Consider the following 13163-nt stretch of genomic DNA (forward strand, 5'->3'; position numbering starts at 1 on the left):
ATCAGGATGGATACATGAGAACTTCAAAAGATAAACCATATAGTCGACGAGATTTTTTTAATGTCGCAAAACGTGTCGGGCTAACATCAGCTTTATTCGCAGCAGGAACATTAGGGGCAGGAGCTACACTAAGTAGCTTGGCAAATGCTTCGGAAAACGTATCTCGAACACGAGAAAAGAAAAAACCAATCGTGATCTTAAAATTTGGTGCATCAGGTTTTAACGAGCAAAACTTAGATATTCAAAAATCAGGACAATTATTTTTCGCTAGAGATCTTGAAGAAAGAACAAATGGTGAAATACAAGTTGAATTCTTTGGCTCCAATCAACTATGTGGGCAATTGGACTGTATAAGAAAAACTCAACAAGGAATCGTTGATATATATTCCGCATCTACACAAAATTCCGCTGCAGCTGCGCCATACATGAACGTTCTTGATTTTGCCTACATGTTCCCTACGCGCGCTTCGCAATTCCACTTTTTTTATGACCAACGAAGCGAATCATTATTTCGCGAGCCATTGCGTAAACGCCATAACATTCAATTCCTATTCACGCATTGTGACTTACGTGGGCTCATGTTAGGTAGCAAATGGAAAGACAAACCCTTAGTTACGTCGCTGGCCGATATTCAAGGAACCAAAAACCGAGTCACAGGAACCCAGTTAGGGCGCATTGCCATGGAACAACTCAATCTCAACCCTGTACCTGTTGCCTGGGCGGAAACAATAGATGGGCTCCGACAAGGACTACTTGATGGTGCGGAAACTTGGATGAGTGCAGCAGCATATTCAGGAATGACATCAGTAATATCGCAAGCGATTGATTTACGTATGTTCTCTGGCAACGAAAGTACAGCTATGAATTACGACGTTTTTGAAAAGTTAAGCGATAAACACAAAGAAGCGGTCATGGAATCAGCATATTGTGCACAAATTTTCACTCATGGAATGAATGAAGCAGGGTTGTACGAAATCATTGGTGCACAAACTCACCCTAACGAGAATACACAATTCCAACAAAATAATATCCGCTTTGCTGCACTCTCAGATGAAGAAAGATTTAAAGCTGAACAAATATGTTCACCAGAATACAACCCAGAACCATGGCAAAAATGGCGTAATCGTCTGAATGCTTGGGCTGGCGACATTGATATCTATCAAGAGATTCACGGGATCGCTAGAGAACTCCCTAACGATGCAGCGGTAGTCAACGTCAAACCACAACGTTGGTGGTTAGGTTAATGCTCTGACACCCCATTAAATAAACTAAGGCATGACATCATGAATGAAATCATCAGCACTGCCGTCTCCCCGGCGAACCCAGTCAAAAAATGTTTGTATTGGCTAGATAACAATATAGAAAAATATCTCATTGTGAGCAGCTACTCGATAATGACAGTTATTATCTTCGTAGAAATAATCAGACGTTTTTTCTTTAGTATTCAGGCTCCGTGGAGCACAAGTATCCCCGTACTACTATTTTTATGGCTTACCTGGGTCGGCGCAGCTGTTAATGTCAAGAACCGTACTCACTTATCACTCACCGAAATCAGATTACGCCTCCCTTATCAAATACAGTTTGTATGCCTCATATTAGACGCAGTTCTCTGGCTAGTTTTTGCAGGCGTCGTTCTTTATTTTGCATCAGATCAGGTCAGAATTGCTTACGACAACTTTGCAATTGTTCAAGGAACAGATGATGTAATGCAATGGTGGTTCTATATGGCAACACCCGTAGGCTGGGCATTAATAATCTATCGAGTGATACAGAACTTCTGCCAAGATTGTCAACGGTACATAAATAATGAGCCATTGGTACTCCAGACATCATTAGCGGAGAAAGAAGCATGAGTGAAGGTGATTTGATTAGCATTATTAGTGTCATCGTTTTAATTTTATTTCTAGCTGGCGTTCCTATATTTTTAATAATAGGGCTATGGGTAGTTGGGGTAAGTATCGTCATTGATTTTACCCTCGCGAACATCGGCGTAACGTTATTCGAAGGATTAAACTTTTTCGGCTTACTAGCATTACCTCTTTTCATTCTCACTGGCGATCTAATTAATGCTGCGGGCATTGCTAAACGACTATCTGATTTTGCGTACTCGATTTTAGGTTTCATTCGCGGTGGTATGGGTATGGCCGCGATTGGAGCTTGTGGGATGTTCGCAGCTATTTCCGGTTCTAACGCCGGGACAACAGCCACAATTGGCTCAATCATGGCACCTGAAATGAAGAAGAATGGTTACGATGAAAGGTTTTCTGCAGCAACAGCAGCATCAGGAGGAACTGTTGGAATTATAATTCCACCAAGCGTTATATTCATTGTATATGGCTTCATGATGAACCTTTCCATAACGGATCTGTTTATTGCAGGGATGCTGCCAGGTAGCCTCATGGTTTTAGCAATGATGTTCGCATGCCATCTTGTTGCTCGAAAACAAGGATGGGGAACAGTTATTCCTTTTGTTGCAAAGACCAGTTTCAAATGTGCAAGACGAGCTTACCTCGGCTTCATTACTATTGGTGTAGTCGTCTATGGTATTTACTCCGGAGCATTCTCGCCTACAGAGGCTGCGGCATTCACCGTTGGATTCACAGTTATCGCAGGCTGTATTCTAACCAAAGACTTACACTTCAAGAACATCCCTTCTGTGATGCTCAAGTCCGGACAGATAACGGGGATGCTAGCACCATTAATTGCGATTTCTGTTGTTATGCAACAATTACTTTCCATGATGGGAGTCGGCGAAATAATTGGTAACGCACTTAATGGGTTCGGAAGCTATTACGTAGTCTTATTTATGTGTATGGGAATTATACTTTTGGCTGGGATGCTCCTAGAAAGCTTACCGGTTACAATTATTTTAGCGCCAATTCTCGCTCCCATAGCTGCAGGCATTGGCGTAGATCCAGTTCATTTTTCAGTTATTTTCTTAGTCGGTGCTGCAATTGGGTTTGTCACGCCACCATTCGGCTTAAATTTATATGTGGCAAGTAGCGTAACTGGGATCCCTTATGGTAAGTTGGTGCGATTTGTCATTCCTTATTTCACAGCGCTATTTGTCACATGGATTTTGATTGCTTTGTTACCGAACATTTCATTGTTCTTGGTTCAATTTAGCGGCTAAAGTAGATTAACTGAATTTGCAAGCAATGACGTATCGCTTGCAACTTTATCAAAATAAACAAAGGAGAAGCCGCATGAATGATAACGGATCGTCTAGTAATTCAGCGCTGTCACGTGCTTTTAAGATTGCAGAGTTCATAGCTCATGAGACACGCCCCGTTACCGCGGTTGATATTGCTTTGTTCCTAAACCTTCCTAAGGCCAGTGTGCACCGAATACTCAGCCAACTTGAGGAGGAAGACATTATTGCACGAGATCTTCAAGGTCGTTTCTTGTCTATTGGTTCTCGATTTAAAAAAATGTCTCTAGACGTCCTGTCACATTTTGATGGGCGCGCGCCTCGCCAGATGGTTTTAAAAGAATTAACAGACGAAATACAGGAAACCTGTAACTTATCCGTATTAGATGGATATGAATTGTTATATTTTGAGCGAGTTGAGGCAAATTGGCCTGTGATGGTCAACTTAAAATTAGGGTCTAGGTTACCTCTTCACTGTACTGCCAGCGGCAAACTATTTTTGGCATTAATGCCAAGAAATAAACGAAAGCAGATACTTTCTACTCTAACGCTAGAACCTCAAACAAAACATTCGCTCACCAATATCGACGACCTCAATAAAGAGCTCGATGAAATTGGGATTCGTGGTATTAGCATAGACAATGAGGAGCTCATTGAAGGTATGGTTGCTATTGCTGTCCCAGTTTGTGATCAAGACGGAAATATGATTGCAGGCATGGCGATACACGCACCTACATTACGATTGAGTGTCAGTGACTTACTCACTAAAGCAGGGAGATTGAAGCTTGCAGCAAAAAAACTAGAAGGGCTAATGACGTTCCAATCCCAAGTTGCCGGTGAGATAGTATAACAACGTAGCATTAATCGATAAATCCAATAGACGTAAATACCGAGCCCACTAGTGGGTATCAGTTAAAATACAAAATAATAGGCGATATTGCTTCAATGATTCCTCATTAACTTACAGTTCTTTGGTGCACTGTGAGTATTCTTAGCTCTACTGTTCAAACTCACCTTTCGAACTAAGCTATATAGGTGTACCGAAATAATGATGAAGTGTGTATGGGAAAACGAGGGGGGGGGGGAGGCTATCGCTCATACCAGTTTTGCCCTTAATTGCCTCTATTAATAGAGAGCAACTACGCACTCATGATTCTTGAGACTGCATTGCGAATGTCCGAGTCGGCCGCATTGGCAGGCAGGCTGAATGAGATGTATTGGTCGCCACGGAAGCTCATTGAGCGGTCGATTTCTGCTAAGCAGTGAACCATAGAACCATCTACGATGAATGACAGCTCGATCTCTTTGTTATTCATAAAGCCACCGCTGCGAAATTCAATCTCTTGATAACAACCCGAACGTGAAGCGAAGGTGTTCCCCTTCAAGTAGCCCTTCTCTACGTCTGCTTTCACCATTGCCATGCCCGATGCTTCCACACCTTGGATGATTTTAGCGACTGTTGGCAGTGGATGAACGGAGATAAAGTCACGATCTTTAGGATCAATCGCGAAGCCGATATCTAAGTTGGTTTCAACCCACACATGACATTGGTTCATTTGTGCGTTCAACGCGGTGACTGGCGTTTCATCATTCAGTTTAAGACGGAATGGCACCAATTTGGTTTCACCTGGTTGGATCAAGAAAGGCTCAACGGCTTGAATACGACCCAGTGAAAAGGTTTCGTAGCTGGTGCTATCTTCCGTTTCGACTTTTACTTCTGTGTTGAGAACCAAGTTAATCAGGTCAATTTGTTGCTCAACGTCACCGCCAACAATGTGAACATTGCCAGACAACTCGCCACCTTGGAAAACTTCAATATTATCTAAGACGGTATCAACCTTTGCTGCACCAATGCCCAACGAGGCCTTTAATTTCTTAAACATATTATTTCCCTTTCTAATTATCTGATTTACGAATAGTTATTGCGTGACAATTTGCGACACTTGCCTCACAGAATCAAGTAATTTGCCCCATCTATGTTGAATAAGGTCACATTGCCCGAGGAAATGTTGAAATCATGAAAAAATCCGTTACTCTATTTGTATAGTCAAATAAGGTTTCATTATGTCGAAAGCGCCGCTCTACCTTCAGATAAAACAGTTCATAGACGACAAAATCACCAATGGTCACTGGCCGGTGGGTTATCAAATCACCACCGAACTCGAACTCACAGAGCAGTTCAACGTGAGTAGAATGACGGTCAATAAAGCCATTCGAGATCTTGTGTCTGAAGGCAAGCTCATCAGGAAGCCAAGACTAGGTACTTTTGTTTGTGAACCAGACGAAAAAGCACAATCTCCGCTACTTGATATCAACAACATCGCGCAAGAGATCAAAGACCGAGGCCAAACGTATACTAGCCAAGTTATCAAGCACGATAGCATCAAGGCTGATGAAAGCACGGCTACACGGCTAGGTGTGATGATTAACGCAGAAGTATTCTATAGTGAAATCATACACTTTGCCGACAATACGCCGATACAATTGGAAGCGCGCTGGGTGAACTCTCAAGCCGCTCCAAAATATCTAGAGCAAGATTTTTCAACCTCTACCCCCAATGAATACCTTTCAAAAAGCTGCCCGTTAAGTGCTATCGAGCACACGGTTGAAGCCATTATTCCGGACTCTCAAATTAGAACATCACTAAAACTTTCTGAATCAGAGCCTTGCCTTCTTTTGAATAGAAGAACATGGAGCAAAGAACGCCTCATCAGCTTTGCATTGCTCTACCATCCTGGCTCTAAGTACAAATTAAGCTCCAAGATACTTCTAGATTAAAGAACATCATCCTGATCGCCGATCACATTTTTGCAACATCAACTTGATTCGGGTCAGCGTTTAGCCTATTTATTTGTATATACATTTAATGTTTAGCAAAGATCTAGGTGATTATGAATTTGATCCTCAAAAACGCACGAGTGGTCTCCATGAGTTCGGGAACCGATGGTTATCAGCCCTCTTCCCCTCAAGATATCGTTATCGAGAACGGTAAGATCGTGTCCATATCTTGTTCAAACCACGAAGTACATGCTTCTGAGGTAGAACAACCAAGCACTGATAGCTCCGCGGATTACATCACCTATGATTGCAAGAACAAGCTCGTCACCCCAGGGCTGATTGATTGTCACACTCACCTCGTATTTGCGGGTAATCGCGCCAACGAATTTGAACAGCGTTTGAATGGTGTCTCTTACACCGACATCGCCAAACAAGGCGGTGGGATTCTAGCGACAGTTACGGCAACACGCGCAGCGCAAGAGTCTGAGCTAGTTGAAATGGCATTACCGAGACTCGATGGCCTACTAAGAAGTGGCGTAACCAGCATCGAAGTAAAATCTGGCTATGGTTTAACACTTGAAGATGAGCTCAAGATGTTACGTGCTGCTAAAGCGTTAGAGAATCATCGCCGAATTAAGATCACCACCACTCTCCTTGCTGCACATGCTGTACCGCCCGAATACAAAGAACAACCGGACAGCTATATCGATTTGGTTTGCCAAGAGATCATTCCCAAAGCCGCAGAGCAAGGGCTAGCCGATGCGGTTGACGTGTTCTGCGAATCCATCGGCTTCAACCTAGAACAAACCGAGCGTGTATTTGCGGCCGCCAAAAAGCATGGACTCGCGATTAAAGGCCACACTGAACAACTTTCGAATATGGGTGGCAGCGCGCTTGCAGCAAAATACGGTGCACTCTCTGTTGATCATGTTGAGTACTTAGATAAAGCCGGAGTAAAAGCGCTGGCAGAATCAGGAACAGTTGCCACCTTGCTACCCGGTGCTTTCTATTTCTTGAAAGAGACTCAACAGCCGCCTATCGCCCTATTTCGTGAACACAATATTCCAATGGCAATAGCGACCGACTTAAACCCCGGCACCTCTCCTTTTGCGGATTTAACGCTGATGATGAACATGAGCTGTACCCTGTTTGGTACGACGCCTGAAGAAGCATTGCGTGGTGTAACTTGTAACGCTGCGGCTGCCATTGGCAACTCACAAACCAAAGGCAAAGTCGAAGTTGGTTATGCCGCAGATTTAGCTATCTGGAATATCGACCACCCTGCCGACTTGAGCTATCAAGTCGGTGTTCCTCATCTGCATAAACGTATTGTTAGTGGCGAGGTATGTCATGACTCAATCTAATTCCAACAGCACTAACACAGTATCCACTACTCACAACTTTGTATGGACGGGACGCAATGATCTTGAAGATAGTGAGCTCGGTACTCGCGTTCATCACATTACCAAGCAAGTGCAAAGTACTGATTTAAATGACGGACTTAATGACAACACTGTTGCGTTGGTTGGCTTTGCTAGCGATGCCGGTGTTGCAAGAAATAAAGGACGTGTTGGCGCAAAACAAGCACCTAATTTGATTCGCCAAGCGTTAGCTAATATGGCTTGGCACAATGATGCTCGCATTGCTGATCTTGGCGATATCGAATGTAACGATGATCAATTAGAAGTGAGCCAGAAGCAGTGCGCTGATGTGATTGCCAATGCGCTATCCACCAGCAAAGTGATTACCCTTGGCGGTGGTCACGAAGTGGCTTGGGCTTCTTTCCAAGGTCTCGCTGAGCACCTAACTAAAGTTCAATCAGATCAAAAACCTAAAATCGGTATCGTTAACTTTGATGCTCACTTTGATCTTCGTGAATTTGAAAGCGACATTGCTGATGTTAAACCAAGCTCAGGCACGCCTTTTAACCAGATAAGTGATTACTGTCACTCGCATCAGTGGCCGTTTCACTACGCTTGCCTGGGTGTTAGTGCAGCCAGCAATACCCAAGCGCTGTTCAACAAAGCCGACCAACTTGATGTGTGGTATGAACAAGACCGCAACATGACCCAAGCGAACCAAGTCGCTCAACAGGCCAAGTTACAAAAATTCATCGCTGAGTGTGATTACCTCTATCTCACCATTGACTTAGACGTATTCCCAGCGGCGACTGCGCCGGGTGTCAGTGCTCCAGCAGCACGAGGCGTGAGCTATGAAGCGCTCGCACCTTTTTTAGAACAGATTTTTAAACACAGTGAAAAACTCATTATCGCGGACATTGCGGAATACAACCCAGACTACGACGTCGATGGCCAAACGGCTCGATTGGCGGCTCGTTTATGTTGGGATATAGCCAGTGCAATGGCCAGCGACTAATCCAGCTATACCGATAACTACAACTACAACTACAACGATATAACGTGAAACAGAAGGAATTCCAAAATGACGGAACACCACAACAGTGACCCTCGTCTCGACACGACTCGCGAAATTCGCGCACCTCATGGCACCACTTTGCGCGCTAAATCTTGGTTAACAGAAGCACCGCTGCGTATGCTGATGAACAACCTAGACCCAGATGTGGCAGAACACCCACATGCACTGGTTGTGTATGGAGGTATTGGTCGCGCTGCACGTGATTGGAAATGTTATGACAAGATTGTTGAAGTATTAGAACGTTTAGAAGACGACCAAACATTACTTGTTCAATCAGGTAAACCTGTAGGCGTGTTCCCGACTCATAAAAACGCACCTCGCGTACTGATCGCTAACTCGAACCTTGTTCCACACTGGGCAAACTGGGAACACTTCAACGAGCTCGATAAAGAAGGCTTGATGATGTACGGCCAAATGACCGCAGGCAGTTGGATCTACATCGGCTCACAAGGCATCGTGCAAGGTACTTATGAAACATTTGTCGCGATTGCCAAGAAGCACTTCCAAGGCGAAGCAAACGGCAAATGGGTTCTAACTGGCGGTCTTGGTGGCATGGGTGGCGCTCAACCTCTTGCTGCAACGATGGCTGGCTTCTCAATGATCGCCGTAGAATGTGATGAATCACGAATCGACTACCGCTTGCGTACTGGCTATGTAGACAAAAAGGCCACCAGCCTAGATGAAGCAATGGCAATGATTAAAGAATCAGATACACCTATCTCAGTTGGCTTATTAGGTAACGCCGCAGACGTGTTCCCAGAGTTAGTTGAACGCAATATCACACCTGACGTGGTGACTGACCAAACCTCTGCCCACGATCCTCTTAACGGCTACTTGCCGCAAGGTTGGACGATGGAGAAAGCCGCACAAGAGCGCACCATTGATGAAGCAAAAGTGGTGAAAGCCGCAAAACAATCGATGGCGATTCAGGTTCAAGCAATGCTAGACCTGCAATACCGCGGCGCAGCGACCGTGGATTACGGTAATAACATTCGCCAAATGGCACTGGAAGAAGGCGTGGAAAACGCATTTGATTTCCCAGGCTTTGTTCCTGCTTATATTCGTCCATTGTTCTGTGAAGGTATTGGGCCATTCCGTTGGGCAGCCCTCTCTGGCGACCCAGAAGACATCTACAAAACAGACCAAAAAGTAAAAGAACTGATTCCAGATAACCCACACCTACACAACTGGTTAGATATGGCGCGTGAACGCATTCAGTTCCAAGGCCTACCAGCGCGTATTTGTTGGGTTGGCTTGAAAGACCGTGAACGTTTGGGCCAAGCATTCAATGAAATGGTGAAAAATGGCGAACTAAAAGCACCAGTTGTTATTGGTCGTGACCACCTAGATTCAGGTTCAGTTGCGAGCCCGAACCGCGAAACTGAAGGCATGATGGATGGTTCAGATGCCGTATCAGATTGGCCTCTATTGAATGCCCTTCTGAACACAGCTGGCGGCGCAACTTGGGTTTCTTTGCACCACGGTGGTGGCGTTGGCATGGGCTTCTCGCAACACTCAGGCATGGTAATTTGTTGTGACGGCAGTGAAGATGCATCACAACGCATTGCTCGCGTACTTCACAATGACCCAGCAACCGGCGTAATGCGTCATGCTGATGCAGGTTACGATATTGCCAAGCAGTGTGCCAAAGAGCAGAAGCTTGATTTACCTATGCTAAACGAAGAACTTCGTCGCCTTTAATGTCTGGAGAAAACATGTTGAATTTATTACTTAAGCCAGGACTACTAGGCCTATCTGAACTGCGTAAAATCAGCCGTAGCCCTGTGAACCTTTCACTGGATCCAGCAGCAATCCCCGATATCGAAGCGAGCATGCAGGTTGTCGAGCAAGTGATTGCTGAAGACCGCACTGTGTATGGCATCAACACGGGTTTTGGCTTACTAGCAAATACCAAAATCGCCCCTGAAGACCTCGAAGTTCTACAGAAAAGCATCGTACTTTCTCACGCAGCGGGCATTGGCAAATTTATGTCTGATGAAACCGTGCGTTTGATGATGGTATTGAAGATTAACAGCTTGTCTCGCGGTTACTCGGGTATCCGCCTCAAGGTGATTAATGCTCTTATCGACCTTGTGAACGCACAGGTTTATCCGTGTGTTCCACAAAAAGGATCAGTAGGTGCCTCTGGAGATCTTGCTCCCCTCGCCCACATGAGTACCGTTCTGCTAGGTGAAGGCCAAGCAAGACACAACGGTAAAATCATCACAGGCTTAGAAGCAATGCAGATCGCAGGTCTTGAACCAATCACACTTGCGCCGAAAGAAGGCTTAGCGCTGCTAAACGGCACACAAGCATCGACTGCATTCGCGTTAGAAGGTCTATTCGCAGCGGAAGACTTGTTTGCATCTGCAACAGTGTGTGGTGCGATGTCTGTTGAAGCAGCACTCGGTAGTCGCCGCCCATTTGACCCTCGTATTCACCGCGTTCGTGGTCATCGTGGCCAAATGGATGCAGCGCTTGCTTACCGCCATATGCTTGATCAAAAGAGTGAGATTGGTGAATCACACACTTGTTGTGAAAAGGTTCAAGATCCTTACTCACTGCGTTGTCAGCCTCAAGTGATGGGTGCCTGCTTACAGCAGATTCGTAATTCAGCTGACATTTTAAATGTTGAAGCGAACTCGGTATCGGACAACCCGCTGGTTTTCGCTGATGATGGCGACATTATTTCAGGGGGTAACTTCCACGCAGAACCCGTCGCAATGGCAGCCGATAACCTTGCGTTGGCCATTGCCGAGATAGGTAGCCTGTCAGAACGAAGAATGGCATTGCTGATTGATAGCGCGCTAAGCAAGTTACCACCTTTCTTGGTCGATAACGGCGGCGTGAACTCAGGCTTTATGATTGCTCAGGTTACCTCTGCAGCATTGGCGAGTGAGAACAAAACCTTAGCGCATCCTGCGTCAATAGACAGCCTACCTACTTCTGCAAACCAAGAAGACCACGTATCAATGGCAACCTTCGCAGCACGTAGGCTTAGATACATGGCTGAAAATACCCGCGGAATATTGGCAGTAGAATACTTAGCAGCAGCACAAGGACTCGATTTCCGAGCACCAAACCTATCGTCCCCTCGTGTCGAAGAAGCGAAACAGATTCTGCGTGAAAAAGTCAGCTTCTACGATAAAGACCGATATTTTGCTCCGGATATTGAACAAGCTAACCTATTACTCAAGTTATCAGTGCATAACCACCTAATGCCTGAAGGTACTCTGTGTAGCTTTTAAGACAGAAACAATCTGAACAACACTCATTAGAGTGTTATATAAACAAGGGCTATTGATTAGCCCTTGTTGCATTGAGCTAATCACCATATCCTCCTTAAAATCCCAACATACCATCCAACGTATTTATCTAATCGATTGATATATAAGTAAAGTTAACTGGATAGACCATTAGAGCGAAGTTAGTTAGCTATAATCCACCCCAGATTTGATGACTAATAGCGATACTATGTTTCTGACACCTTACTTTTCTACTGAAGACAATCAATTTCAATTCACTCGTGAACAGGCTAGCCACTTTGCTAAAAAAGTAGCCGCTGACTTCAACCCAATTCACGATGAAGACAACAAGCGCTTCTGCGTGCCTGGCGACCTTTTGTTTGCAGTTCTTCTGCAGAAAGAAGGCATCAGCCAAAAAATGCGTTTTGATTTTTCAGGTATGGTGGGTAACGGTATTGCGCTAAGCGTTGACAACAAATGTGAGAAAGAAAGCTCACTGGTTGACGAGAAAGGCAAAGAGTACCTACACATGTCTTGTGAAGGTGAAAAGAGCCACGACCAAGCGTTCATCGAGCACGTAGTAACAAACTACGTTAAGTTCTCTGGCATGAACTTCCCTCACATCATGGTTCCTCTTATGGAAGAACAACAGATGATGATCAACTGCCAACGTCCTCTTGTGATTTACGAGAGCATGGAAGTTGAATTTACTCGCCTAGACCTGTCTCACCCAGAAGTTGAGTTCTCTGGCGCGACTTTTGATGTTGAAGGCAAGCGTGGCATCGTGACTCTGAACTTCGACTTCAAAGAAGACGGCGAAGTAGTCGGTAAAGGCGTGAAGCGCATGGTTGCAAGTGGCCTTAAGCCATACGACCAAGCTTCTGTAGACGACCTAGTAAACCGCTTCAACGAACGCAAAGAGATGTTTCTAGCTCAGTTCGCAGCTGCCGCTTAATCAGCATCCTTATTTACACCACGTGATGTAAATAACTCTAGAACAAGATCAATAAAGCCCAGCTTGATAATCTCAAGCTGGGCTTTTTTATTTCGAAGTCTAATTCCACTAAGCCACTCAAATCGGCACTAAATCCAGCGTCTAACCTTTTGTTTGTAATCAACATATTCCGCGCCGAACAATCGTTCTAGTGCTCGCTCTTCGGGTTTGATTTGGAACTGAGTCATGTACATTACAAATACAAAACTGAGTAAAACACTGAACAGGTTTTGGAAGAAGTAACCAAAGCAAAACAGTAGGATGAATAGTCCTAGATACATTGGGTTTCGCGTGTAGCCAAAGATCCCACTGTCCACAACTGCCGAGGCGGTTTCGACTTTGATCGGATTAACGGTGGTTTTCTGTTTTCGAAATTCCAATATGCCTGATATTCCAATCACACCACTCAGTGCGACCCCGATACCTAACACAACCATTCCATAAGGTAATGCCATTGTACCTTGGCTCAACTGCTGAGCGCAGAAGTACGAGGCTATGAATACAATAATGAACAGTGCAACGGGTGGTACTTTTAACTCTAGAAATCTCATAGCTTTCC

General features: G+C 44.8%; 12 protein-coding genes. 10 read left to right on the forward strand and 2 right to left on the reverse strand.

The features are described from left to right. Window positions 1-14 precede the first annotated feature (14 nt). From ATB74_RS09770 to ATB74_RS09785, 4 genes are all read left to right on the forward strand, one after another. Complete coding sequence (locus ATB74_RS09770; protein ID WP_061018284.1) at window positions 15-1244, forward strand: TRAP transporter substrate-binding protein; 1230 nt, start codon at window positions 15-17, stop codon at window positions 1242-1244. 39 nt (window positions 1245-1283) lie between these two features. Further along, window positions 1284-1853: a TRAP transporter small permease gene (locus tag ATB74_RS09775; RefSeq protein ID WP_061018286.1), complete on the forward strand. Its 570-nt coding sequence runs from the start codon at window positions 1284-1286 to the stop codon at window positions 1851-1853. Further along, on the forward strand, window positions 1850-3133 hold the full coding sequence (locus ATB74_RS09780; RefSeq protein ID WP_061018288.1) for a TRAP transporter large permease: 1284 nt from the start codon (window positions 1850-1852) through the stop codon (window positions 3131-3133). The genes ATB74_RS09775 and ATB74_RS09780 overlap by 4 nt, the downstream gene beginning before the upstream one ends. 73 nt (window positions 3134-3206) lie before the next feature. After that, window positions 3207-4001 carry an IclR family transcriptional regulator gene (locus ATB74_RS09785; protein WP_061018289.1) on the forward strand — a complete coding sequence of 265 codons (795 nt, stop codon included), beginning with the start codon at window positions 3207-3209 and terminating at the stop codon, window positions 3999-4001. A 289-nt stretch (window positions 4002-4290) separates the two neighbouring features. Here ATB74_RS09785 and ATB74_RS09790 read toward each other — a convergent pair whose 3' ends face one another. Beyond that, window positions 4291-5034, reverse strand: a complete 744-nt coding sequence (locus ATB74_RS09790) for a sporulation protein (RefSeq protein ID WP_060982479.1) — start codon at window positions 5032-5034, stop codon at window positions 4291-4293. 181 nt (window positions 5035-5215) lie between these two features. On the opposite strand from ATB74_RS09790, the gene hutC reads away from it, so the two are divergent. The 6 genes from hutC to ATB74_RS09820 all read left to right on the forward strand — a co-directional run bounded on the left by hutC (window position 5216) and on the right by ATB74_RS09820 (window position 12565). Next, on the forward strand, window positions 5216-5929 hold the full coding sequence (gene hutC, locus ATB74_RS09795) for a histidine utilization repressor (protein ID WP_017070233.1): 714 nt from the start codon (window positions 5216-5218) through the stop codon (window positions 5927-5929). A 113-nt stretch (window positions 5930-6042) separates the two neighbouring features. Further along, window positions 6043-7293, forward strand: coding sequence for an imidazolonepropionase (gene hutI / locus ATB74_RS09800; protein ID WP_061018291.1), 1251 nt, complete (start codon window positions 6043-6045; stop codon window positions 7291-7293). Continuing rightward, window positions 7280-8305 (forward strand): formimidoylglutamase, encoded by a 1026-nt coding sequence (gene hutG, locus ATB74_RS09805; RefSeq protein WP_061018293.1) that lies wholly within the window; start codon window positions 7280-7282, stop codon window positions 8303-8305. Before hutI ends, hutG begins: the two co-directional genes overlap by 14 nt. A 66-nt stretch (window positions 8306-8371) precedes the next feature. Beyond that, complete coding sequence (hutU, locus tag ATB74_RS09810) at window positions 8372-10066, forward strand: urocanate hydratase (protein ID WP_048615115.1); 1695 nt, start codon at window positions 8372-8374, stop codon at window positions 10064-10066. Between the two features lie 14 nt (window positions 10067-10080). Continuing rightward, entirely contained in the window at window positions 10081-11613 is a 1533-nt protein-coding gene (gene hutH, locus ATB74_RS09815; protein WP_061018295.1) for a histidine ammonia-lyase, read from the forward strand. Between the two features lie 226 nt (window positions 11614-11839). Next, complete coding sequence (locus tag ATB74_RS09820; RefSeq protein ID WP_010438254.1) at window positions 11840-12565, forward strand: DUF3581 domain-containing protein; 726 nt, start codon at window positions 11840-11842, stop codon at window positions 12563-12565. A gap of 128 nt (window positions 12566-12693) precedes the next feature. Here the strand turns inward: ATB74_RS09820 and ATB74_RS09825 are convergent, their stop codons facing one another. Further along, the gene (locus tag ATB74_RS09825) at window positions 12694-13155 is read right to left on the reverse strand and encodes a methyltransferase family protein (RefSeq protein WP_061018297.1); all 462 of its coding nucleotides are present in this window, start codon (window positions 13153-13155) and stop codon (window positions 12694-12696) included. Window positions 13156-13163 lie beyond the last annotated feature (8 nt).

Source organism: Vibrio splendidus (genome assembly GCF_001557875.1).
Taxonomy (GTDB): domain Bacteria; phylum Pseudomonadota; class Gammaproteobacteria; order Enterobacterales; family Vibrionaceae; genus Vibrio; species Vibrio splendidus_F.

What these genes read in the sequence shown, in the direction of transcription:
- hutH (WP_061018295.1), top strand. Translation starts at nt 10,081, where the DNA reads ATGTTGAATTTATTACTTAAGCCAGGACTACTAGGCCTATCTGAACTG.
- hutU (WP_048615115.1), top strand. Translation starts at nt 8,372, where the DNA reads ATGACGGAACACCACAACAGTGACCCTCGTCTCGACACGACTCGCGAA.
- ATB74_RS09790 (WP_060982479.1), bottom strand. Translation starts at nt 5,034, where the DNA reads ATGTTTAAGAAATTAAAGGCCTCGTTGGGCATTGGTGCAGCAAAGGTT.
- ATB74_RS09775 (WP_061018286.1), top strand. Translation starts at nt 1,284, where the DNA reads ATGAATGAAATCATCAGCACTGCCGTCTCCCCGGCGAACCCAGTCAAA.
- ATB74_RS09785 (WP_061018289.1), top strand. Translation starts at nt 3,207, where the DNA reads ATGAATGATAACGGATCGTCTAGTAATTCAGCGCTGTCACGTGCTTTT.
- ATB74_RS09780 (WP_061018288.1), top strand. Translation starts at nt 1,850, where the DNA reads ATGAGTGAAGGTGATTTGATTAGCATTATTAGTGTCATCGTTTTAATT.
- ATB74_RS09825 (WP_061018297.1), bottom strand. Translation starts at nt 13,155, where the DNA reads ATGAGATTTCTAGAGTTAAAAGTACCACCCGTTGCACTGTTCATTATT.
- hutG (WP_061018293.1), top strand. Translation starts at nt 7,280, where the DNA reads ATGACTCAATCTAATTCCAACAGCACTAACACAGTATCCACTACTCAC.
- hutI (WP_061018291.1), top strand. Translation starts at nt 6,043, where the DNA reads ATGAATTTGATCCTCAAAAACGCACGAGTGGTCTCCATGAGTTCGGGA.
- ATB74_RS09770 (WP_061018284.1), top strand. Translation starts at nt 15, where the DNA reads ATGAGAACTTCAAAAGATAAACCATATAGTCGACGAGATTTTTTTAAT.
- ATB74_RS09820 (WP_010438254.1), top strand. Translation starts at nt 11,840, where the DNA reads ATGTTTCTGACACCTTACTTTTCTACTGAAGACAATCAATTTCAATTC.
- hutC (WP_017070233.1), top strand. Translation starts at nt 5,216, where the DNA reads ATGTCGAAAGCGCCGCTCTACCTTCAGATAAAACAGTTCATAGACGAC.